General features: G+C 69.0%; 16 protein-coding genes, 1 tRNA gene and 1 pseudogene. 14 read left to right on the top strand and 4 right to left on the bottom strand.

Translation table 11 applies throughout. The features are described from left to right. Positions 1–58: 58 nt before the first annotated feature. Both nudC and IFU11_RS03780 read left to right on the top strand, forming a co-directional pair. The gene (gene nudC / locus IFU11_RS03785) at positions 59–997 is read left to right on the top strand and encodes an NAD(+) diphosphatase (protein ID WP_192018194.1); all 939 of its coding nucleotides are present in this window, start codon (positions 59–61) and stop codon (positions 995–997) included. 25 nt (positions 998–1022) lie between these two features. After that, entirely contained in the window at positions 1023–2756 is a 1734-nt protein-coding gene (locus tag IFU11_RS03780) for an ATP-dependent helicase (RefSeq protein ID WP_192018193.1), read from the top strand. Here the strand turns inward: IFU11_RS03780 and IFU11_RS03775 are convergent. Together IFU11_RS03775 and IFU11_RS03770 are read right to left on the bottom strand one after the other, a co-directional pair. Further along, positions 2644–3513, bottom strand: a complete 870-nt coding sequence (locus tag IFU11_RS03775) for a TOMM precursor leader peptide-binding protein (RefSeq protein ID WP_192018192.1) — start codon at positions 3511–3513, stop codon at positions 2644–2646. The two genes, IFU11_RS03780 and IFU11_RS03775, sit on opposite strands and share 113 nt — an antisense overlap. Before the next feature lie 87 nt (positions 3514–3600). Next, positions 3601–4998, bottom strand: a complete 1398-nt coding sequence (locus IFU11_RS03770) for a zinc-dependent metalloprotease (protein WP_371742714.1) — start codon at positions 4996–4998, stop codon at positions 3601–3603. A gap of 120 nt (positions 4999–5118) precedes the next feature. Between IFU11_RS03770 and IFU11_RS03765 the strand changes: the two genes are divergently transcribed. The 3 genes from IFU11_RS03765 (at position 5119) to IFU11_RS03755 (ending at position 9460) form a co-directional block, all read left to right on the top strand. After that, a complete protein-coding gene (locus IFU11_RS03765; RefSeq protein ID WP_192018191.1) occupies positions 5119–6249 on the top strand; it encodes a YlbL family protein in 1131 nt (376 codons plus the stop codon). 71 nt (positions 6250–6320) lie between these two features. Continuing rightward, positions 6321–9242 carry a UPF0182 family membrane protein gene (locus tag IFU11_RS03760; protein ID WP_192018190.1) on the top strand — a complete coding sequence of 974 codons (2922 nt, stop codon included), beginning with the start codon at positions 6321–6323 and terminating at the stop codon, positions 9240–9242. 144 nt (positions 9243–9386) lie between these two features. Beyond that, a tRNA-Met gene (locus IFU11_RS03755) sits at positions 9387–9460 on the top strand. 159 nt (positions 9461–9619) lie between these two features. Here IFU11_RS03755 and ald read toward each other — a convergent pair. Then, the gene (ald, locus tag IFU11_RS03750; protein ID WP_192018189.1) at positions 9620–10723 is read right to left on the bottom strand and encodes an alanine dehydrogenase; all 1104 of its coding nucleotides are present in this window, start codon (positions 10721–10723) and stop codon (positions 9620–9622) included. A 169-nt stretch (positions 10724–10892) separates the two neighbouring features. On the opposite strand from ald, the gene IFU11_RS03745 reads away from it, so the two are divergent. The 4 genes from IFU11_RS03745 (at position 10893) to IFU11_RS03730 (ending at position 15107) form a co-directional block, all read left to right on the top strand. Then, on the top strand, positions 10893–11375 hold the full coding sequence (locus tag IFU11_RS03745) for an Lrp/AsnC family transcriptional regulator (protein ID WP_192018188.1): 483 nt from the start codon (positions 10893–10895) through the stop codon (positions 11373–11375). Between the two features lie 397 nt (positions 11376–11772). Continuing rightward, positions 11773–13134 carry a quaternary amine ABC transporter ATP-binding protein gene (locus IFU11_RS03740; RefSeq protein WP_192018187.1) on the top strand — a complete coding sequence of 454 codons (1362 nt, stop codon included), beginning with the start codon at positions 11773–11775 and terminating at the stop codon, positions 13132–13134. Beyond that, positions 13131–14138: an ABC transporter permease gene (locus IFU11_RS03735; RefSeq protein ID WP_192018186.1), complete on the top strand. Its 1008-nt coding sequence runs from the start codon at positions 13131–13133 to the stop codon at positions 14136–14138. The genes IFU11_RS03740 and IFU11_RS03735 overlap by 4 nt, the downstream gene beginning before the upstream one ends. Before the next feature lie 72 nt (positions 14139–14210). Further along, complete coding sequence (locus tag IFU11_RS03730) at positions 14211–15107, top strand: glycine betaine ABC transporter substrate-binding protein (protein ID WP_079705563.1); 897 nt, start codon at positions 14211–14213, stop codon at positions 15105–15107. 62 nt (positions 15108–15169) lie between these two features. Here the strand turns inward: IFU11_RS03730 and IFU11_RS03725 are convergent, their stop codons facing one another. Beyond that, positions 15170–16366, bottom strand: coding sequence for an aminotransferase class I/II-fold pyridoxal phosphate-dependent enzyme (locus IFU11_RS03725; protein WP_192018185.1), 1197 nt, complete (start codon positions 16364–16366; stop codon positions 15170–15172). Positions 16367–16467: 101 nt separating this feature from the next. Between IFU11_RS03725 and IFU11_RS03720 the strand changes: the two are divergent. The 5 genes and pseudogenes from IFU11_RS03720 to IFU11_RS03700 form a co-directional block, all read left to right on the top strand. Next, positions 16468–18177 (top strand): annotated as a pseudogene (locus tag IFU11_RS03720) (trypsin-like peptidase domain-containing protein); the annotation flags it as partial. A 73-nt stretch (positions 18178–18250) separates the two neighbouring features. Beyond that, positions 18251–19318, top strand: coding sequence for a glycosyltransferase family 2 protein (locus IFU11_RS03715; RefSeq protein ID WP_191940805.1), 1068 nt, complete (start codon positions 18251–18253; stop codon positions 19316–19318). Beyond that, positions 19319–20146 (top strand): CDP-alcohol phosphatidyltransferase family protein, encoded by an 828-nt coding sequence (locus tag IFU11_RS03710; protein WP_086473636.1) that lies wholly within the window; start codon positions 19319–19321, stop codon positions 20144–20146. Beyond that, a complete protein-coding gene (locus IFU11_RS03705) occupies positions 20146–21030 on the top strand; it encodes a glycosyltransferase family 2 protein (protein WP_086473635.1) in 885 nt (294 codons plus the stop codon). Before IFU11_RS03710 ends, IFU11_RS03705 begins: the two co-directional genes overlap by 1 nt. A gap of 68 nt (positions 21031–21098) precedes the next feature. Further along, positions 21099–22394 carry a CDP-glycerol glycerophosphotransferase family protein gene (locus IFU11_RS03700; RefSeq protein ID WP_192018184.1) on the top strand — a complete coding sequence of 432 codons (1296 nt, stop codon included), beginning with the start codon at positions 21099–21101 and terminating at the stop codon, positions 22392–22394. Positions 22395–22397: the final 3 nt, after the last annotated feature.

The raw sequence follows: 22397 nt of genomic DNA, 5'->3' as shown, positions 1-22397 counted from the left end.
CCAGGGTACGGGGCCGTCCCGGTGAGCCGCGCTCGCCACGCCCTCAGAGAGGTTGTCCATGACGATTCAGGTTCGCGCACTCGCCGGTCTACCGCTTGCGAGAGGCGGACTCGACCGTCACGGCGAGCTCCGTTCACGACCGGACGTGCTCGACGGACTGCGGGTCGATCCGAACGCCCGAGCCGTCGTCCTCCGCGGCCGGCGCGCACTCGTGACCGGCGACGCGCTCGACCTCCTGGATCCCTCGGACCTGCCCGAGCCGGAGCTCATGGTCTACCTCGGAAGCACAATTGAGGACAGCCCGGGGACACCACCGGGCACCGACATCCTGCTGTGGGTCCTCGCCGAGGCCGATGCCGACGCGATCACCGAGGATGAGGACCGCTGGTTCGACCTCCGTCGGAGCGGACACCGGCTCTCCGACCGCGACGTCGGGATCCTGGCGACGTCGCTGGCGATCGCCGGCTGGCACCGAGCCGAGCCGTTCTGTGCGCACTGCGGCTCGCCGACCACCGTCCGCAACGCCGGCTGGGCACGGCACTGCCCGGTCGACGGCAACGAACTCTTCCCGCGCATGGATCCCGCGGTCATCGTCGCGGTCGTCGATCCTCAGGGACGGATCCTGCTCGGGTCGAACGCGATGTGGGAGCACAACCGGTATTCACTGCTGGCCGGCTACGTCGATGCCGGCGAGTCTCTCGAGCAAGCCGTCGCCCGCGAGATCTTCGAGGAGTCGGGGATGCGTCTCGGCACGCCCGTCTACCTCGGTTCGCAGCCGTGGCCGTTCCCGCGCTCGCTCATGCTCGGCTTCGTCGCGCCGCTCGCGGAGGATCAGGATCCGGAGGCGCTCGTCCCGGACGGTCAGGAGATCCTCGACCTGCGGTGGTTCACTCGGGAGGAACTCGAGGACCCGGCCACCGACGTCATCCTCCCCGGACCGTCGTCGATCGCACGAGCCGTGATCGACGAATGGCTTCGCGGATCCTGGTCTCGATGAGGCGCGGCACCACCGAGGGGTCCCGATGAGCAGTCCGGCCGAACTGCTGGCCGGACTCGACCCCGACCAGGCCGTCGCAGCGGAGGCGCTCCGCGGACCCGTGTGCATGCTCGCCGGCGCAGGCACCGGCAAGACCCGCGCGATCACCCATCGCATCGCCTACGGCGTCGCGACCGGGACCTACACGGCGTCGCGCGTCATGGCGCTCACCTTCACCAGCCGCGCCGCTGCGGAACTGCGTGGCCGGCTCCGGGCACTCGGAGCCGAGGGTGTCTCGGCCAGGACCTTCCACGCCTCCGCGCTCTCGCAGCTGAACTTCTTCTGGCCCCAGGTCGTCGGCGGACAGGTGCCTGCGCTCGTCGAGAGCAAGGGCCGGGTGCTCGGGCACGCGGCCGAACGGCTCCGGTTGCGGGTCGACACCGCGACCCTGCGCGACGTGGCGGGCGAGATCGAATGGCGCAAGGTGTCCGGCCTGACCCTCGAGCAGTATGCGGCGTCGAACCGGCCGCTGCCGGCCAAGCTGTCCCTCGAGCAGGTCGTCTCGCTTCAGGAGACCTACGAGCAGTTGAAGGACGAGCGCCGGCGCATCGACTTCGAGGACGTCCTGCTCGCATGCGCCGGCATGATCGAGACCGAGCCCGCCGTCGCCATGCAGGTGCACGAGCAGTACCGCTTCTTCGTCGTGGACGAGTACCAGGACGTCTCGCCGCTGCAGCACCGACTCCTCGAACTCTGGCTGGGTGGACGACGGGACGTGTGCGTCGTCGGCGACGCGAGCCAGACCATCTACTCTTTCGCCGGTGCTCGTTCCGACTACCTGCTCGACTTCCCGACCCGGTACCACGACGCCACGGTCGTCCGGCTCGAGCGCAACTACCGTTCCGCCCCGCCGGTCGTGGCCGCGGCGAACACGCTCATGCGGGGGCGCCCGGGGGCATTGCATCTCTCAGCGGCCACCGCACGCGACGACGAGGGCACCCAGACCGCACGGCCCGAGACGCCGGCGGTCGGCCTGCGGCAGTACCCGAACGAGTTGTCCGAGGCGAGAGGCGTGGCCTCGGAGATCCTCGTGCAGCTGCAGGCGGGCGTCCCTGCCTCGGAGATCGCCGTGCTCTACCGGATCAACGTGCAGGCGGCGGCGTTGGAGACGGCCCTGGGTGAGGCAGGCGTGCCCTACGTCATGCACGGCTCCAAGCGCTTCTTCGAGCTGCCCGAGGTGCGGCAGGCCCTGCTCCAGCTCCGCGCGGCCTCCGTCTCGATCAGCGGTGAGCCCCTGTTCAAGTCCGTGAGCGACGTGCTCCGGTCGCTCGGCTGGAGCCAGGACCCGCCCGACGGTGGTGGTGCGGTGCGCGACCGCTGGGAGTCGCTCAACGCGATCATGGGGCTCGTCGACCAGGCGCCGGAGGGGACCTCGTTCCGCGCCTTCACGGATGAGCTGCAACTGCGGCAGGCCGCGCAGCACGAGCCGACGGTCGAGGCGGTCACGCTGGCGACGCTGCACTCGGCGAAGGGACTCGAGTGGGAGGCGGTGCACCTCATCGGGCTCTCCGAGGGGTATCTGCCGATCTCCTACGCGAAACAGTTCGAGCAGGCGGACGAGGAACGGAGGCTCCTCTACGTCGGCATCACCCGCGCCAAGCGGCTGCTCAACCTGTCCTGGTCCGAGATGCAGCAACGTGGGGGTCGACGCGAGCCGTCGCGATTCCTGACAGAGCTCGGCATGCGCACCTCGAGTGCTCCCGGACGACGCGGCGCCTGACCCCACCGGTCGCGGCGTCGACCACCAGCTGGGTGCTCGCGAGGATGGGCTGGGACGCGTCGAGGTGTCGGAGCACCAAGCGGGTCACGCGGGTCGCGACCTCCGCGCCGAGGAGCTGGGTGTCGAGTGGTGAGCGGCGCCCGAGGAGCTGGGAGGCGACGGCCGGCCAGGCCGGATCGTCGTCGGTGCGGTGCAGCTCGACGCAGTGCAGGCACGGCCCTGAACCGGGTGTCACGAACGGCCCGATCCTCACGACACGATCGCTGAAGACGACCGGCAGGTGCGGGACGTCGTCGCGCAGCCAGCGCGTGTACCGACTCGGCGGGATGACGAAGTCGGCGAAGAGGACGGCGACGTCGACGTGGTCGGGCTGCGACCCGGATCCGGTCGACCCGGACTCCGGTGGCAGGAGTTCGACCGCCTCCTGCTCGGAGAGGAGACGTCGGAGGAGTTCGGCCGCCGGGCTCGCGCCGTCCACGACGACCCGGTGCGTCACGGTGGGTCCGGAAGCGGGGCCGTCGTGCTCGATCACCGGGTCGAGCGTCGAGAGGACGCGATCGAACTCCTGGGCTGGGATGTCGAAGGCGTCCGGCAGTCGTCGTTCGACGAGAGCCGGGAAGCCGGCACGCAGTGCCGCGACGACCTGCTCGGTCTCGGTCCGGACGCTGTCGAGCAGGACCGCTTCATCGACTCCCACCTGCAGGCTGTGCGGGGTTCGCCAGAGCAGCGGTCTCCTGGGATCGAGGCGCGTCGTCATCCATCGATGATGACGGGTCGACGACCGGTCGCGTCGTCACTCTCCACAGCCCGCCCGGAAGGACGAGCTGTGGAGCGTCGCCGTGGATCAGACCGGGGGGCCGCCGGCACCGTTCGGGCCGGAGGGCTCCGAACCGGGCTCGTCGTCGTGCTGGTCGCCGCCTTCTTCGCCACGGAGGAGGTCTTCGAGCGCGAGATCCATCTCGTCCTGCTCGGGACGCTCGCCCCTGGCCTCCGCTTCGAGGCGCGCGATGAGCGACTCCGGGGCGTCGATGTCGGCTGCGGTGGGCACGAGGTCGGGGTGCGACCACAGGGCGTCGCGCTGCGCGGTACCGACGGCGTCCGTGACCTGCTGCCACATCTGCGCAGCCTCGCGCAGCCGGCGGGGTCGCAGCTCGAGTCCCACGAGCGCGCCCAAGGCCTGTTCGGCCGGCCCGCCGGCGGCGCGGCGTCGGCGGACGGTCTCCGCGATGGCCGCGGAGCGGGGGAGACGCTCGGTGGCCGCCGCGGTGACCACGTCGACCCAGCCCTCGATGAGGGCGAGCGTCGTCTCGAGTCGTGCGAGGCTCGCGTCCTGTGCCTCCGTGCGGGCGGGGATGAGTGCCCCGCTCGTCATGGCCTCCCGGAGTTCCTCGGGGTTCGACGGGTCGAAGCTCTCGGCGAGCTCCTCGAGTCGATCGGTGTCGATCCGGATGCCGCGCGCGAAGTCGGTGATCGAGGAGATGAGATGCAGGCGGAGCCAGCGGGCGTGGCGGAAGAGTCGTGCGTGCGCGAGTTCGCGGACCGCCAGGTAGATCTGGACCTGATCCGCCGGGATGTCGAGACCCTCGCCGAAGTCGGCGACGTTCTGGGGCACCAGGGCGGCCTCGTTGTCGTCGAGCAGTGGGATGCCGATGTCGCCGCCGGAGACGACCTCCTTGGAGAGCTGACCGACGACTTGTCCGAGCTGCATGGCGAAGAGCGTGCCGCCGATGCCGCGGACGAGCTGTCCGGCGTTCGCGATCATGCTCGACAGCTCCTCGGGCGCGCGTTCCGTGAGCACGCCGGTCAGGGCGTTCGCGATGTTCGTGGCCACCGGCTCGGCGAGCTGCGTCCAGAACGGCATCGTCTTCGTGGCCCAGCGCGTCCTCGTGTACAGGGCCGGTTCGCTCGACAGCTCGGCGACGTCGGTGACGTCGGCGAGCCACAGGGAGGCGATGTGGAACGCCTGCTCGAACGCCGCACGCTGCTCGGGCGTCGTGTCCTGGGCGCCGTCTCCGGCGATGGTCTTCGCCTGCTGGAGCGAGGTGTCCCAGTTGATGCCGTCGCCACTGGAGCGGAGTGCGCCCTGGAGCTGCGACATGAGCGCAGCGAGACTGGCCGGATCGCTGGGGAGGCCGGCGGCGCCGGCGAGCTGGCTCGGGTCGAACGAACCGTTGCCGGAGAGGAGCTCGCGGAGCATGTCGCGGAACTCGTCCTCCGGACTCTTGTCGGAATCCTCTGGCACGTCAGCCGCCTCTCAGATAGCTCGGTGCTGGGCCTTCTACGCTAGTCGCACCTCGCTGAAGAATCGCCGGGGTATGGTTGGTCGGGTTTCCGCCCACCGCGAACACTCCGGAAGGCTTGCATGTCGCTCTTCGCCGATGAGGCTCCCACCGCTTCGGCGCCGACCGGTCAGGGTCGCAATCGTCGCGCCCGGTTCGGGTGGATCGTGCTCAGCCTCTCGCTCGTCCTCCTCGGCGTGCTCTCGGCGGTACCCGCGCCGTACGTCATCGAACAGCCGGGTCCAGTGTTCAACGTGCTGGGTACGACCGAGGGCGATGACGGCGACGTCCCGCTCATCGAGGTCCACGACGAGCAGACCTACGAGACCGGCGGCACACTCGACATGTTAACGGTCCAGCTGGTCGGGAACCCGCAACGGAGCCCGGGCTGGCTCGACATCGTCTCGGCCTGGTTCGACCCGAGCCGCGCCGTCGTACCGATGGACCTCTACTTCCCGCCCGGCGTCACGACCGAGCAGCGCGACGAGCAGAACGCGACCCTCATGGTCGACTCGCAGCAGGACTCGGTCGCGGCGGCGTTGCGTGAGCTCGGGTACGAGGTCCCCGAGCACATCGTGGTGGCACAGATCGCGGAAGGTGCCCCCGCGCAGGGGGTGCTGCAGCTCGACGACGAGATCGTCGCTGTCGACGGTACGCCGGTGACCGGCCTGGCCGGCCTGCGGGACGCGATCAACGCCAACGGCACGGACAAACCGGTCACGCTCGACATCGTGCGTGGGGGAGCGGCGAGCACCGTCGAGATCACGCCGACGACCGCGACCGCGTCGGACGGGACGACTTCGACCGTGATCGGCATCGGCACCAAGACCACCTACGACCTCCCCGTCGACATCACCATCCAGCTCGACAACGTCGGCGGCCCGAGCGCCGGCATGATGTTCGCGCTCGGCATGATCGACCTGCTCACCCCGGGCGAGCTCAACGGCGGGAAGGACGTCGCCGGTACCGGGACGATCGACGCCGACGGCAACGTCGGCGCGATCGGCGGCATCCGGCAGAAGCTGTTCGGCGCGAAGGACGCCGGGGCCGAGTGGTTCCTCGCGCCGGAGAGCAACTGCGATGAGGTCGCCGGACACGTCCCGGACGGCTTGACGGTCTTCGCCGTGAAGACCCTCGACGATTCGCTCGCAGCGCTCAAGGCCATCGCGGACGGAGCCGACACGAGCAAGCTGCCCACCTGCTCGGCCGGTTGACCGCTTCGGGCGCTCTCCCAGCCCGGCCGCTTTAGGATGGGTGGGACGACCCCTATCTGAAGAGGCCACACGTGACATCCGCAGCAGCAGAGAAGCCCCTGTCCACTCAGCGCCGACGCGCCCCGATCGCGATCACGGTGGCGATCATCGCCGCGCTCCTGATCGGGTTCTTCGTGTTCTCGGGGTTCTACGCCGACCTGCTGTGGTTCCAACAGCTCGGCTTCACCGAGGTCCTGACCACGCAGTGGATCGCGGCGATCGCGATGTTCCTCGTCGGGTTCGTGGGCATGGCCCTGCCCGTCTGGCTCGCCATCGAGATCGCCTACCGGACCCGTCCGGTCTACGCGAAGCTCAGCTCGCAGGTCGACCGCTACCAGCAGGTGGTCGAGCCGCTCCGCCGACTCGCGACCTACGGCATCCCGGCGCTCTTCGGCCTCTTCGGCGGTGTCGCCGCGGCTTCGCGCTGGCAGCTGGTGCTGCTGTGGATGAACGGCACCCCGTCCGGCACCAAGGACCCGCAGTTCAACCTCGACGTGTCCTTCTACCTCTTCGACCTGCCGTTCTTCCAGGCCGTGGTCGCCTTCTCCTCGGCGGTCGTGCTGATCGCCCTGATCGCCACCGCCGTCGTCACCTACCTCTACGGAGGCATCCGGGTGGTCAGCCGTGAGGTCTGGATCTCCATGGCGGCCCGCGTACAGATCTCGGTGCTCGCCGCGCTGTACCTGATCCTGCAGGCCGTCAGCCTCTGGCTCGACCAGTACACGACCCTCAACGACACCGGCACGCTCATCACCGGCGCCTCGTACACCGACGTCGCCGCCACCATCCCCGGTCGGGTCATCCTCGCCGGGATCGCGCTCATGGTCGCCGTCCTGTTCGTCGTCACCGCGTTCACCGGCCGCTGGCGTCTGCCGCTCATCGGTACCGCGCTGCTCATCGTCGCGTCCCTCATCGTCGGCAGCCTCTACCCGTGGATCGTCCAGCGTTTCCAGGTGGAGCCGAACGCGAAGAGCCTCGAGACGCCGTACATCAAGCGGAACATCGACATGACCCGCGACGCCTACGGGATCGCCGACGTCGAGGAGGAGGAGTACGCGGCCACCACCGACGCGACCCCCGGAGCACTCCGTCAGGACGCCGAGACCACGGCGAACATCCGGATCATCGACCCGTCGCTCGTGAGCGCCTCGGTCGCGCAGCTCGAGCAGTTCAAGCAGTTCTACTCCTTCGACAAGCAGCTCGACGTCGACCGCTACAACATCGACGGCAAGACGCAGGACGCCGTCGTCGCGGTCCGCGAGCTGAACGTCGCCGGCCTCGACAACTCGCAGTCGTGGATCAACAACACCGTCGTGTACACCCACGGGTACGGTCTGGTCGCCGCGTACGGCAACCAGCGCTCGGCCTCCGGTGAGCCGGTCTTCCTCGAGTCGGGCATCCCCACCACCGGCGCGCTCGGCGACTTCGAACCGCGCGTGTACTTCGGTGAGCAGTCGCCCGACTACTCCATCGTCGGCGCTCCCAAGGGCGCGGACCCGGTGGAGCTCGACTACCCGTCGGGCACCCAGGGTGAGTCGCAGACCTACACGACCTTCGACGGCGATGGCGGGCCCAAGCTCGACAACGTCTTCAAGAAGCTCGTCTACGCGCTCAAGTTCCAGTCGGAGCAGATCTTCCTCTCCGACTCCGTGAACAGCCAGTCGCAGATCCTCTACGACCGCGACCCGCTCACCCGGGTCCAGAAGGTCGCTCCCTACCTGACGCTCGACTCCGACCCCTACCCGTCCGTGGTGGACGGTCAGATCGTCTGGATCGTCGACGGCTACACGACGAGCGCCAGTTACCCCTACTCGAAGACCGTGAGCCTGTCCGACACGATCTCCGACTCGGTCACGCCGGCGCAGAACTACGCGCTCGACGACGTCAACTACATCCGGAACTCGGTGAAGGCGACCGTCAACGCGTACGACGGCAAGGTGACGCTCTACAGCTGGGACGACCAGGATCCGATCCTCAAGACCTGGCAGAAGGTGTTCCCGTCGACGGTCAAGCCGATGTCGGACATGTCCGGCGATCTGATGAGCCACGTCCGGTACCCGGCCGACCTCTTCAAGGTCCAGCGTTCGGTGCTCGGCCAGTACCACGTGACCAACGCCGGTTCGTTCTACTCGAGCGAGGACGCGTGGGTCACCCCCAACGACCCGCAGTCGACCGACACGGAGAAGAAGTACCAGCCGCCGTACTACCTGACGATGCAGCTGCCCGAGCAGGACGCGCCGTCCTTCTCTCTGTACTCCACCTTCATCCCGCGTCAGGGCGGTGAGCAGTCGCGGAACGTGCTGACGGGCTACCTCGCGGTCGATGCGAACGCCGGCGCCGAGGACGGCAAGCGGAGCTCCGACTACGGCAAGATCAGACTCTTGACCCTGCCGAAGGACGACACCGTGCCGGGCCCCGGCCAGGTGCAGAACACCTTCGACTCGGATCCGAGCGTGTCGAGCCAGATCAACATCCTGAAGCAGGGCCAGACCGAGGTGCTGAACGGCAACCTGCTGACCGTGCCGGTCGGTGGAGGTCTGCTCTACGTGCAGCCGGTCTACGTGAAGTCCACCGGTGACACGAGCTTCCCGCTCCTGCAGAAGGTGCTCGTCGCCTTCGGCGACCAGATCGCCTTCGAAGACACGCTGGACGAGGCGCTCGACGTCCTGTTCGGCGGCGACTCGGGTGCGGATGCGGGTGACACCAACGTCCCCGGAGACAGCACGACGCCCCCGACGGACGGCACGGACACCGGCGGTACCGACACGGGCTCGACCCCGAGCACGGGCGACCCGACGGTGGATGCGCAGATCAAGACGCTGCTCGACCAGGCGAAGGCCGCGATGGTCGAGAAGGACGCGGCCATGGCGAGCGGTGACTGGGCTGCCTACGGGGTGGCGGACAAGAAGATCTCCGACGCACTGGCGCAGGCGCTGGCTCTGCTGAACGGCTGATTCCGAGCCTGCAATCCGAACGGCGTCGCCCTGACGGGCGGCGCCGTTCGGCGTTCCAGGGGGAGGGATTCGGCCGGAATCGGGGTGCTCAGCCGCACGCGATTTGCACGCCTTCAGAATGCATGCTAGGTTTATCTCTTGTGCCGCAGGGTGGAGCAGTTCGGTAGCTCGCTGGGCTCATAACCCAGAGGTCGTAGGTTCAAATCCTGCCCCTGCAACAGAAAAGATGAAATCCCGGTCTCCTCGAGACCGGGATTTCGTCGTTTCCGGGGAAGTGTGGTCCGGCACGACTCGGTCCCTGAGCTTGTCGAAGGGCGGTCGGGTCGGGGCACTTCGACAGGCTCGGTGACCGGGTGTGGGTGGTCCGGGCTCGAGGGTCAGTCGAGCGCTGCAACCGGGAGGCCGAACGCCGCGGCCACGCCGGCGTTGGTGATCGCACCCGCGTGGATGTTGACGCCCGCGCGGAGCGCTGCGTCGGCCGCCACTGCTGCTCCCGTGCCCTGGTCGGCGATGGCGAGTGCGTACCGGAGGGTGGCGTTGGTCAGCGCGCGCGTCGAGGTCTCCGGGACGGCGCCGGGCATGTTGGCCACGCAATAGTAGAGGCTGTCGTGGACACGGAACGTCGGGTCGTCGTGCGTCGTCGGCCGGGAGCCCTCGAAACAACCACCCTGGTCGATCGCGATGTCGACGAGCACCGAGCCGGGCTTCATGTCCGCCACCATGGCGTCGGTGACGAGCTTCGGGGCCTGGGCCCCGGGGATGAGCACCGAGCCGATGACGAGGTCGGCGTCGCGGAGCTGCTCCGCGATCTCGTACGCCGATGACGGTCTGGTCTGGATCTGCCCGCTGAAGCGGTTCTCCAGCTCGCGCAGGCGAGGGATGGAGATGTCGATGATCGTGACGTCCGCCTGCATGCCGAGCGCGTTGGCCGCGGCGTGCTCGCCGGCGACCCCGCCGCCGATGACGACGACCTTCGCCTTGGGGGTTCCGGGCACGCCGCCCAGCAGGATCCCGCGTCCACCGGTGGCGCGCATGAGGTGGTAGGCGCCGACCTGGGTGGACAATCGTCCTGCGACCTCGCTCATCGGCTGCAGGAGCGGCAGAGAGCGGTTGGGGAGCTGCACGGTCTCATAGGCGATCGCGGTGGTCCCAGAGGCGAGCAGGGCGTCGGTGAGCGGACGGTCCGCCGCGAGGTGGAGGTAGGTGAAGAGCGTCTGGTCGGCTCGCAGGAAGTCGTACTCGGCGGCGACGGGCTCCTTCACCTTGAGCAGGAGGTCGCCCGCCGCCCAGACGGCGGCCGCGTCGGCGGCGATGGTCGCGCCGGCGGCACGATACGCCTCGTCGAGATTGCCGGACCCGAGGCCGGCACCCGCCTGGACGACGACCTCATGGCCGTGTCGGACGAGTTCGTGGACGCCGCCGGGTGTCGCGGCGACCCGGTTCTCGTTGTTCTTGATCTCCGTGGGGATGCCGATTCGCATGGCTGGTTCCTCTCGCAGGCTGGGCCAAGGCTCGGCTCTCCCGCTCGTCGGTGGACGGTGTGCGACTATTCTGAGGTTGCTGCGTTTCAGCCGGATGAACACCGCAGCTTTTGCGGAATTCGCATCTGAATTCGATGATGATTCGGCTGAAAACGAGAGTGGGCGCAGGATGACGAACAATCTGCACGGGCGTGCGGACCTCGACGACGTCGATCACGCACTCCTGCGGCTCCTGCAGGAGAACGCACGCGTGACGAACGCACGCATGGCGGAGCTCGTCGGCATCGCCCCCTCGACGTGCGTCGCCCGGGTGCGGTCGCTCGTCGATCGAGGCGTGATCACGGGGTTCTCGGCGCGTATCGATCCGGTCGCGGTCGGGCTCGGTCTGGAGGCGCTCATCAGCGTCAACATCAGGGCGGGGGCTCGCGCCCGTATCGCCGAGTTCAGCGCCGGCATCCGACAGCTCCCGGAGGTCGTGCAGGTGTTCTTCCTCGGCGGCTCCGAGGACTTCGTCATCCATCTCGCGGCGCGGGACAGCGCCCACATCCGCGACTTCGTCGTCGAGCACCTGTCGGCCGATCCGACGGTCGCCTCGACCCGCACGAGTCTGGTCTTCGATCACTCCTTCATCGGTGTCGCGGTAGGGGAGTGAGGGTGATCCGCGTGGGGATCAGCTGGGCGAAGGTCACGAACGCATAACGAAGGAGTACTGCGGAAAACCCTGACCATGTTCGGTTTTGCCATGGGGGCCGTGCGCGATGTCCGCCTTTTGGGGGATCGTCGATTAGCCAGCAGCTGTGAGTTTCGTTAGCGTTGTCGACGGCCCGCAAGGGCTGACCTACGTAACCGCGTCCCGCCCCCTGTCGCCCCGTGACGGCGTGCTGGACGTACGGTCGAACGCCACGCGGTAGCCGTTGTCGCCCCACGTGATCCGAGCCCGCGCGCTGTCCATCAGTGCGCCGATGGGGCGGATCGAGAGCCGTTCGACCCGGCCTGACGATCGACAGGAAGAGCGCACCGCGGTTCCGCGTGCGCTTCCAGGAGAACACATGACCGAAACGATTGCCGTCTCCGCGACGGGACTGTACAAGGTCTTCGGCAGGAAGCCGAAGGAAGCCGTGAAACGCCTGCAGGCCGGTGCCTCGCGCGACGAACTCGCCGCCAGCGGGACCACCGCCGCCGTCATCGACGCCTCGTTCGAGGTGAAGCAGGGTGAGATCTTCGTCGTGATGGGCCTCTCCGGCTCGGGCAAGTCGACGCTGATCCGGATGCTCAACGGCCTGCTCGAGCCGACGGCGGGCACCGTGACCATCGCCGGGAAGCCGATCTCGGGGGTGTCCTCGAAGCAGCTGCGTGCGGTCCGACAGGACAACATCTCGATGGTCTTCCAGCACTTCGCCCTGCTGCCGCACCGCACGGTGCTCGAGAACGCCGCCTACGGACTCGAGGTGAAGGGTGTCCCGGCCGCTGAACGACGCGAGCGGGCCCAGGCGGTCGTCGAGCGCGTCGGGCTCGCGGGCTGGGAGGACAAGCTCCCGGGCCAGCTCTCAGGCGGGATGCAGCAGCGCGTCGGCCTCGCCCGCGCACTCGCCTCGGACACCGACATCCTCCTCATGGACGAGGCGTTCTCCGCGCTCGATCCCCTCATCCGCCGCGAGATGCAGGAGCAGCTCGTCGAGCTGCAGGCCGAGCTCGGCAAGACCATCGTGTTCATCACCCACGACCTCAACGAGGCGATGTTCCTCGGCGACCGGATCGCCGTCATGCGCGACGGCCGGATCGTCCAGGTCGGCACTCCGAACGACATCCTGACCGACCCGGCGAACGACTACGTCGCCCAGTTCGTCCAGGACGTCGACCGCGCCCGCGTCCTGACCGCCGGTGGCGTGATGGAACCCGCGCGCTCCGTCGTCTCCGCGTCCGCCGGACCCCGGGCTGCCCTGCGCATCATGCGCGACCTGCAGACCTCGACCGCCTTCGTGGTCGGTCCGGGTCGGCAGCTCCTCGGCGTCGTCCGCGACAAGGACGTGCTGCGTCTCGTCCGGGCGGGCGACCACGAGCTCGGCAGCGTCATCACCGCCGACCTCGCCACGGTCTCGCCGGAGGCGGCGCTCGTCGACCTCTTCGAGTCCGCCGTCGAGAGTGCCCTGCCCGTCGCTGTCGTGGACGAGCGGACGCGCCTGCTCGGAGTCGTCCCGCGGGTGACCCTGCTCGCCGCAGTCGGCAACGTCCCGACCAACACGGACGAGATCAGCCTCGTCGGGCCGCCGGCGACGGTGCCCGTCGAGCTCATCACGGCGACCCTGCGGTCGACCGCGGAGGACCCGCAGCACCCCGACGACGTGACCTCGTCGATCGAGACCAGCGCCGCCGAACCGGCAGCGAGCCTGCCGGAAGGGAGTGTCCGATGAACGGCATCCGTCTCCAGTCGTCCGGGTTCCTGGACGCCATCACCCGCCCCGAGATCGGTGCGTGGGTCGAAGCCTTCGTCGACTTCATCACCGACGTCTTCCAGCCCGTCTTCGACGTCATCCGGAGCGTCTTCCAGGGGCTGTACGACGGCGTCGACCTCGTGCTCAGCGGTCCGCCGTTCTGGGTGATCATCATCGTCGCCGCCCTGCTGGCCCTCGTCGCACGGGGCCCGGTGTTCGCCGTCGGCTCTGCGGTCGGGCTGTTGATCATCGTCGGCGTCGAGCAGTGGGACAACGCGATGGACTCGCTCTCGCTCGTGCTCGTGGCCGGACTCATCGCCATCGTGATCGGGATCCCGCTCGGCATCCTGGCAGCCCGCTCGAAGGTCGCGTCGTCGATGATCCGACCGTTGCTCGACTTCATGCAGACGACTCCTGCGTTCGTCTACCTCATCCCCGCGCTCATCCTGTTCCGCATCGGCGTCGTCCCGGGCATCGTCGCGACGATCGTCTTCGCACTGGCCCCGGCCGTCCGTCTCACGGAACTCGGGATCCGCAACGTCGACCGCGAGGTCGTCGAGGCCGGCAACGCGTTCGGTGCTTCCTCGTGGCGGATCCTCCGTCAGATCCAGCTGCCGCTCGCGATGCCGAACATCATGGCCGGAGTCAACCAGGTCATCATGCTCTCGCTCTCCATGGTCGTCATCGCCGGAATGGTCGGCGCCGGCGGGCTGGGTGGCGACGTCGTCAAGAGCCTCTCCCGGATCGACATCCAGCTCGGCTCCGAAGCGGGCCTGTCGGTCGTCATCCTGGCGATCTTCCTGGACCGCCTCACGGCTTCCCTCGGTGGCGGTCGCAAACAGCGCGGGAAGCGTACGAAGGCTGCCCCGTCCTCGCCCGGCGGGATCCGCCCGGCACCGGCCGCGAGCACCACGACGACCGACAGCACCGCCTCAGGCCAGCAGCAGCGCACCCCCGCCGAGTCGCCGACCGCCGTGCGGTGACCCACCGGCACACAGCTTTCCATCCGACGACACCGATCCCCGCGTCACGCGGGACGAAAGGAATCATCGAACATGCAGTACCGCACCAAGATCGCAACCACCATCGCAGCGGGGGCGGCGGCGACGCTCGCCATCTCCGGCTGCTCCGCGGGCGCCTCGGACGAGACGCTCGAGAACGGCGACAAGCAGGCGGTGACCATCGCCGTGTTCAGCGGCTGGGACGAGGGCATCGCGGCCTCCGAGCTGTGGAAGGCCGTGCTCGAGGAGCAGGGCTACGACGTCACCCTCGAGGAGGCGGAGCCCGCCCCGGTGTTCTCCGGCCTCAGCACCGGTGACTACGACCTGACGCTCGACGTCTGGCTGCCGACCACGCACGCGAGCTACATCGAGAAGTTCGGTGACGACGTCGTCGACCTCGGCGCCTGGAACACCGACGCCAAGCTCACGATCGCCGTCAACGAGGACGCCCCTGTCGACTCGCTCGAGGACCTCGCGGCCAACGCGGACCTCTTCGACAGCCGCCTCGTCGGCATCGACCCCGGTGCCGGACTGACCGAGGCCACCCAGGACAAGGTCATCCCCGAGTACGGCCTCGACGACTGGGAGTTCCTGACCTCGGGCACTCCTGCCATGCTCTCGGAGCTGAAGGCCGCGACCGACGCCGGCGAGAACATCGCCGTCACGCTGTGGCGTCCGCACTGGGCCTACGACGCGTTCCCGATCAAGGACCTCGAGGACCCGAAGGGCGCCCTCGGAGATGCCGAAGGCATCCACAGCTTCGGCAAGGCCGACTTCGCGGACGAGTACCCGACGCTCGCCGGGTGGCTGAAGGACTTCGACTTCGACTCGGAGCGACTGTTCTCGCTCGAGAACGCGATGTTCAACGAGGGTGACTCGAAGGACTACGCGCCCGTCGTCAAGCAGTGGATCAGCGACAACCAGGAGTACGTGGACTCGCTCACCAAGTAGCGGATCGATGAGACGACGGGCACCGGAGCGATCCGGTGCCCGTCGTCTTGTGCATCAGGGCGTCAGCCGCGGAGTCGGGCGAGGCCGTCGACGGCCCGCTCCAGCACCTCGACGCGCTTGCAGAACGCGAACCGGACCAGTGACGCGTAGTCCGGGTCGTGCCGGTCGAGGCAGAACGCCGACATCGGCACCGCCACGACACCGGCGAGCTCGGGCAGTGCCCGGCAGAACGCTGCAGCATCGTCGAAGCCCAACGGGGTCGCATCGGCCACGATGAAGTAGGTACCGTCCGGTCGGAAGGTGTCGAAACCGGCGGCGGAGAGGCCCGCGCTCAGGAGGTCCCGTTTGCCGCGCAGGCCGTCGGCGATGGCCGTGAATGCGGCGTCGGGCAGTCGGAGTCCGGTCGCCATCGCCGGCTGGAACGGTGCGCCGTTGACGTAGCTGAGGTATTGCTTGACCGTCGTGACGGCCGTGACGAGTTCGCGGGGTCCGCTCAACCAGCCGATCTTCCAGCCGGTCGTGCTGAAGGTCTTGCCACCGGACGAGATCGTGAGTGTGCGTCCGGCGGCACCCGGCAGGGTCGCGATGGGGACGTGCCGGACGTCGAAGGTCAGGTGCTCGTAGACCTCGTCGGTCACGATGATCGCATCGTGGCGCTCCGCCAACTCGGCGATCAGGTCGAGCGTCGCGCGGTCGAGGACGGTGCCGGTCGGGTTGTGCGGGGTGTTGACCAGGATAACCCTGGTCCGGTCGGTGACGGCGGCGCGGAGCTCGTCCGGGTCCGGCTGGAAGTCGGGTGCGCGCAGCTTGACCGTCCGGTGCCGGCCGCCGGCGAGGGCGATGAGTCCGCCGTACGCGTCGTAGAACGGCTCGAAGGTCACGACCTCGTCGCCGTGCTCGACGAGGGCGAGCAGCGTCGCGGCGAGCGCCTCGGTCGCTCCGGCGGTGACGAGCACCTCTCCCTGCGGGTCGGGCTGGAGACCGTAGAACCGTCGCTGGTGCTCGCTGATCGCGGTGCGGAGGTCGAGCGTGCCCGGGCCGGGTGGGTACTGGTTCTCGCCGCGCTCGATGGCCGCGACCGCCTCGGCGAGGACCGCCTCGGGCCCATCCTCGTCGGGGAACCCCTGGCCGAGGTTGACGGCTCCGGTCTGCAGCGCGAGCGCGCTCATCTCCGCGAAGATCGTCGACGAGACGTGTCCGTCCTCGTCGACGAGGCCGGCGCCTTCGGCAGTGCGCCGCCAGGGTCCGTCAACCACCATGTCGATCTCCCTCCGTGGCCGCGGGCGCGGGCCGCTCCCAATCTAGGACACCGTGCGCAGGTCCTTGCGGCGAAGCCCTAGCCGGCGCACAGCGGGCGCGAATGAAACACTCAGCTCAGCACGGGAAGCTGACTGCGCTTGGAAGGAGCAGAATCGCCATGACCGACACCGCAGACGGACAGCAGCCCGCCGAACACCCCCAGTCCACCCCGAACGGTGAGACCGCGCCGCAGTCCGCACCCGCTGAGCAGGCGGGCGGCACAGTGCCTCCCGCGGGCGAGGCACGGCCGTCGACCTCAGGAGCGTACTTCCCGCCCCCGACCGCGATGCCGCCGGCCGCACCGCCCGCCGGTCAGCCGACGCAGCAGCCCTACGGCGCGGCCCAGCAGGGCTCGCCGTATCAGCAGGCGCCGCAGCACCCGTCCGCAGCCTTCTCCCGTCAGCAGCAGCCGAACCCGTACGCCGCGTACCAGCAGCCCACCGGTCAGCAGCCCACGGTTCAGCCGCAGCCCGGTCAGCAGCACGGTCCCTACGGAGCGTCCCCCTACGCCCAGCAGCCGACCGGGCAGCACCCTGGCGTCCCGACGCCACCGGCAGCGCGGACGAAGAAGACCAACCGCCCGCTGGCCGGCATGGTCGCGATGCTCGCCGTCGGCGCCCTCATCGGAGGAGCATCCGGCGCCGGGGCGACGCTCTGGGTCACGAACGCGACGAAGTCGAGCGTCTCGAGCAACGAGGCGGGCTCGAAGGCGTTTACCATCAACGACGACGCCGACGTCAGCCTGACCACGGCCATCGCCGCGACGGCCGGGCCGAGCGTCGTGACCCTCTCGGTCCAGGGCGGGCAGAGCGCCGGTACCGGCTCGGGGATCATCCTCAGCAAGGACGGTTACGTCCTGACGAACACGCACGTGGTGACCCTGGACGGCCAGGTCGCCGACCCGACCATCCGCGTCACCGATGCGAACGGCAAGCTGTACAACGCCAAGATCGTCGGCACGGACCCGATCTACGACCTGGCGGTCATCAAGCTCGAGGACGCCTCGGGTCTCAGCCCGATGGAGTTCGCGAACTCCGACAAGCTCAACGTCGGCGAGACGGCCGTCGCGATCGGTGCGCCGCTCGGACTGGCGGGAACCGTCACGGACGGCATCGTCAGCGCCCTCAACCGGAGCATCACCGTCGCCTCCTCCGCCGTTCCGGACTCCGGATCGAGCGACGACGGCGGGTCCGGCGACTCGAACGGCGACAACCAGAGCCCGTGGAACTTCGACGTGCCGGGGCAGACCACCCCGACCTCGCCGACCTCCTCGATCTCCATCGCGGTCATCCAGACCGACGCGGCGATCAATCCCGGCAACTCGGGTGGCGCGCTCGTCGACGGCACCGGCAAGCTCATCGGTGTCAACGTCGCGATCGCGAGCGCCGGAAGCACCGACTCGTCGTCGCAGAGCGGCAGCATCGGTGTCGGCTTCGCCATCCCGGCGAACATCGCCAAGCGCGTCTCGGACGAGATCATCAAGACGGGCAAGGCGACCCACGGCCTGCTCGGCGCGACCGTAAAGGACGCCTCGAGCGACGCCAAGAGCACGGTCGCCGGCGCACTCATCGACAAGGTCACCGACAACGGCGCCGCGCAGGCCGCGGGTCTGAAGTCCGGGGACATCGTCACCGAGTTCAACGGCGTCCCGGTCACGGGTGCGAACGACCTCACCGCTCAGGTGCGGGCGCTCGCGGCCGGGGCGACGGCGAAGCTCACCTTCACCCGCGGCAACGACTCGCAGACCGCCGACGTCACGCTCGGCGAACTCNCGTCCTCCGCGTCCGGGCCACCCCGACGACCGGCTGCTAGGCTCGATCGAACGAAACACGGAGTGAACCCCCATGTCGAACGACACAGGCCAGGCCGACGCACCGTCGTCGCCCGGAGTCTCCTACGTGATGCCGGTGTTGAACGACGTCCGACACGTCCGGGCAGCCGTCGACAGCCTCCTGGCGCAGGACTACACCGGCGACGTGGAGATCACGATCGCCGTCGGACCGAGCATCGACGGCACGACCGAGCTCGTCCGAGAGCTCCAAGCGGCCGACCCGCGCATCCATGTGCTGGAGAACCGCGTCGGGTCGACCCCGGCCGGACTCAACCTGGCGATCGCCGCGTCGACGCATCCGATCGTCATCCGGGTCGACGCCCATTCCGAGCTGCCCGACGACTACGCGCGACTCGCGGTCGAGACCATGCTCCGCACGGGGGCGCAGAACGTCGGCGGGATCATGGACGCCCAGGGGCGTACGAGCTTCGAGACGGCGGTGGCGCGGGCGTACGGCTCGCGCGTCGGACTCGGGGGCACACCCCACCACGTCGGCGGTCGCGAGGGGCCTGCCGACACGGTCTACCTCGGGGTCTTCGACCGCGAGATGCTCATGCGGGTGGGCATGTTCGACGAGCGCATCAAACGCGGACAGGACTGGGAGCTCAACCGCCGGATCAAGCAGGCCGGCGGCCTCGTCTGGTTCACGCCGGCGTTGCGCGTCGTCTACCGCCCGCGTGCGAGCATGCGCGCCCTGGCGCGACAGTTCTTCTCCACCGGACTCTGGCGCGGCGAGCTCAGCCGGAGCTTCCCCACCCGCGGCACGCTCCGTTACTTCGCGCCGCCGGTGCTGGTGCTGGGCATCGTGCTCGGCACGCTGCTCGGGCTCGGAGGCCTGGTCCAGCTGGGTGCGGGAGCGACGCCGTGGCTGCTGCTCGGGTTCGCGGCCCCCATCGCCTACGCGGCCATCGTGCTGCTCGCGAGCATCGTCGTCACCGGGCGGGACGGGGTGCGGACGAGCCTCTGGATGCTCGCCGTCCTGCCGTGCATCCACTTCTGCTGGGGCACGGGGTTCGTGCTCGGCTACGGCTCGCTCGCGAAGGGCATCTCCGCGCTGCGCAATCCACCGAAGGCGGTCTAGATGTCGGATCCCAGTACGGCCGGAAGCGGGCCGAGGCTCACGCCCCCGCGGACGATCGCCGAACTCCGTGCCGTGGCGCAACCGCCGGAGGTCCGCGCGCGGAAGAACGCCGAGCACTGGACCGCCGACCTCTACCTGCGAGACCTGTCGCCGTACGTCACCTGGTTGCTGCTCCGGACGAGCATCAGCGCGAACGGCGTGACGGGTCTGATGATCCTGACCGGCTGGGCGACGGCCGCCGCGCTGCTCATCCCCGGGTTCGGAGGCGCGGCTCTCGCACTCGTGCTCGGCCAGACGCAGATGCTCGTCGACTGCTGCGACGGTGAGGTCGCGCGCTGGCGGCGGACGTCGAGTCCGGCTGGTGCGTTCCTGGACTCCGTCGGCCACTACTCCACGGAGTCGCTCATCGCGATCGCGCTCGGCATCCGTGCCGCCGCGTGGCCGGTCGATGCGCCCGAGGACCTCGTCTGGATCACCCTCGGATTCGCACTTGCACTGTTCGTCGTGCTCAACAAGGCGCTGAACGACATGGTGCGGGTCGCCCGAGCCGGGTTCGGGGCGCCGAAGCTCACGTACTCGACCGAGGAGTCGGCGCCGCGCGGGGGACTGCTCGCGACGGCGCGGACGGTGGCGCGGTTCCTGCCGTTCCACCGGCTGTTCCACTCGGTCGAACTGACCATGGTGATCTTCGCCGCGTCCGTGGTCGGCCTGTTCGTCGGCGACGTGGAGGCGATGCGCTGGGTGCTCGCGATCCTCGTGCCGCTCGCGTTCCTGACGCTCGTCGGGCATTTCATCGCGATCGTCTCGTCGAAGCGGCTCCACGCGTGATGTCCGGCCCGATCCCGGTCACGCGCTCCGTCGGCGTCGTGGTCCTGACGCAGGGGAGCCGCCCGGTCGAGCTCACCGCAGCCGTGGAGAGCGTGCTCGCCCAGCAAGCGGTGGAGCTCGACGTGGTCGTGGTCGGCAACGGCTGGCAGCCGACCGGACTTCCGGACGGCGCTCGAGGCCTGGCCCTGTCGGAGAACCTCGGGATCCCGGCCGGCCGCAACCGTGGTGCCGACGCCGTGCAGGGGGAGTTCGTGTTCTTCCTCGACGACGACGCCACCATCCCGTCCACCACGTTCCTCCGCGACGCCATCGCGATGCTCGACGCGGACCGCTCCATCGGCCTCATCCAGCCCCGGCTCGCCGACGCGGACGGTGCAGCGACGCCGTCCCGCTGGGTGCCGCGCACCCGCGACAAGGACCCGGGGCATTCGAGCGCCGTGTTCTCCTGCCTCGAAGCGGCAGTCCTGCTGCCGCGGCCGGTGTTCGACGCCGTCGGCGGATGGGCCGACCCGTTCTTCTACGCGCATGAGGGCATCGAGCTCGCCTGGCGGGTCTGGGACCAGGGGAGGCGAGCCTGGTACGAGGCGTCCCTCGAAGCGAACCACCCGGTGACCGAACCGACGAGGCACACCGCCTACTACCGGCTCAACGCTCGGAACCGGGTCTGGCTCGCACGCCGAAACCTCCCGGTGCCGCTCATCCCGCTGTACGTGGGTTCCTGGACCGCGATCCAGGTGATCCGGTGGTGGCGGAAGCCGGACGCCCTCCGCCCCTGGTTCGGCGGCTGGCGTGAGGGCTGGCGCACGGACCCCGGCGAACGTCGCCCACTGCGTTGGCGGACGGTCTGGCGGATGACGCGCGCAGGGCGACCTCCGGTCATCTGAGCTGCGGACACCCGTCGTGATCCCACCGTGACCTGGCGTCGTTACGCTTGACGGATGCTGGAGCTGACATGGGACTGATCAGAGACGGTCGTCGTGCCATCACCCTCGCCAAGGACCTGCTCGCCAACCGTCGGGCCAGAGCCGTCCTCGCGGCGCAGATGCAGGCGGCTCCCGTGATCGAGCCGGGGCGCTACAAGGTGGCCGTGTACTTCGCAGACGGTGCCGTCAACATGTACCAGATCCGACAGTGGTACCGGCCGCTCGCCGAACTGTCCAAGCAGTGGCCCGTCCTCATCCTCAGCCGCGGTGCGACGGCTGCGGCGAAGCTGTTCGAGGAGTCGCCGATCCCGACGGCCTACGTCCGGACGGTCGTCGCCCTCGAGCGCACACTGGCCGAACAGGACATCCGCGTCGTGCTGTACGTCAACCAGAACGCGAAGAACTTCCAGATGTTCCGCTACGGCTCCCGCTGGCACGTCTTCGTCAACCATGGCGAGAGCGACAAGATGTACATGACGACGAACCAGTTCAAGGCCTACGACTACAGTCTCATCGCCGGCCAGGCGGCGAGGAACCGGCTGGAGCGGGTGCTCTGGGACTACGACTTCGACAAGCGTGCGATCATGATCGGCCGCCCGCAGGCCGACCACTATTCGGGCGAGCTGCCCTACACGCCCGATGAGCGGACCGTCGTCCTGTACGCGCCCACCTGGGAGGGCGACCGCGCGGCTGCGGCGTACGGCTCGATCGCGAGCCACGGCGTCGCCCTCGTCCGAGCACTCATCGCGACCGGGCGGCACCGCGTCGTGTACCGCCCGCACCCGAGGAGCGGTGTCATCGATCCGGCCTACGCGACTGCGAACCGCGAGATCATGGCCGCGCTCCAGGAGGCGAACCGTGCGGACGCCTCGGCCCAGCACGTCGTCGACACGGGTGCCGACCTCGGCTGGCAGCTGGCGGCTGCGGACGCGGCGATCGTCGACATCTCCGCGATGGTCTACGACCGCCTCGCGAGCGGGAAGCCGCTCATGATCACCCGCCCGGTGAACCCGGAGGCGGAGATCGACACCGGAGGGTACCTCTCGGCGTGCGAGTGGCTCGATGCATCGGACGCAGCGGACATCGTCGACGGGGTCGACCGGCTCCTCGGTGATCCCGAGACGGTCGCTCGACTGCAGCACTGGGTCCAGTACTACTTCGGCGACACGACGCCCGGGGTGACGACGGCGAGGTTCCACAGCGCCATCGAACATCTGATGTCGGAATGGGAACGGTTCGCCCTCGCGCACGCCGACGGCCGGCCGGAGCTCGACGAGCATGAGGACGACGAAGACGAGGATGACGACGACAGAGGACGCGCCTGACGC

Origin of the sequence: Plantibacter sp. CFBP 8804, from assembly GCF_014841225.1 — a bacterium.
Classification (GTDB): domain Bacteria; phylum Actinomycetota; class Actinomycetes; order Actinomycetales; family Microbacteriaceae; genus Plantibacter; species Plantibacter auratus.
Note: the sequence above shows the minus strand (reverse complement) of the source record. Positions and strands in the feature narration are given on the sequence as shown.

Excerpts from the sequence above, each read along its gene's own strand:
- nudC (WP_192018194.1), top strand. The coding sequence starts at position 59 with ATGACGATTCAGGTTCGCGCACTCGCCGGTCTACCGCTTGCGAGAGGC.
- IFU11_RS03780 (WP_192018193.1), top strand. The coding sequence starts at position 1,023 with ATGAGCAGTCCGGCCGAACTGCTGGCCGGACTCGACCCCGACCAGGCC.
- IFU11_RS03775 (WP_192018192.1), bottom strand. The coding sequence starts at position 3,513 with ATGACGACGCGCCTCGATCCCAGGAGACCGCTGCTCTGGCGAACCCCG.
- IFU11_RS03765 (WP_192018191.1), top strand. The coding sequence starts at position 5,119 with ATGTCGCTCTTCGCCGATGAGGCTCCCACCGCTTCGGCGCCGACCGGT.
- ald (WP_192018189.1), bottom strand. The coding sequence starts at position 10,723 with ATGCGAATCGGCATCCCCACGGAGATCAAGAACAACGAGAACCGGGTC.
- IFU11_RS03745 (WP_192018188.1), top strand. The coding sequence starts at position 10,893 with ATGACGAACAATCTGCACGGGCGTGCGGACCTCGACGACGTCGATCAC.
- IFU11_RS03740 (WP_192018187.1), top strand. The coding sequence starts at position 11,773 with ATGACCGAAACGATTGCCGTCTCCGCGACGGGACTGTACAAGGTCTTC.
- IFU11_RS03735 (WP_192018186.1), top strand. The coding sequence starts at position 13,131 with ATGAACGGCATCCGTCTCCAGTCGTCCGGGTTCCTGGACGCCATCACC.
- IFU11_RS03730 (WP_079705563.1), top strand. The coding sequence starts at position 14,211 with ATGCAGTACCGCACCAAGATCGCAACCACCATCGCAGCGGGGGCGGCG.
- IFU11_RS03725 (WP_192018185.1), bottom strand. The coding sequence starts at position 16,366 with ATGGTGGTTGACGGACCCTGGCGGCGCACTGCCGAAGGCGCCGGCCTC.
- IFU11_RS03715 (WP_191940805.1), top strand. The coding sequence starts at position 18,251 with ATGTCGAACGACACAGGCCAGGCCGACGCACCGTCGTCGCCCGGAGTC.
- IFU11_RS03710 (WP_086473636.1), top strand. The coding sequence starts at position 19,319 with ATGTCGGATCCCAGTACGGCCGGAAGCGGGCCGAGGCTCACGCCCCCG.
- IFU11_RS03705 (WP_086473635.1), top strand. The coding sequence starts at position 20,146 with ATGTCCGGCCCGATCCCGGTCACGCGCTCCGTCGGCGTCGTGGTCCTG.
- IFU11_RS03700 (WP_192018184.1), top strand. The coding sequence starts at position 21,099 with ATGGGACTGATCAGAGACGGTCGTCGTGCCATCACCCTCGCCAAGGAC.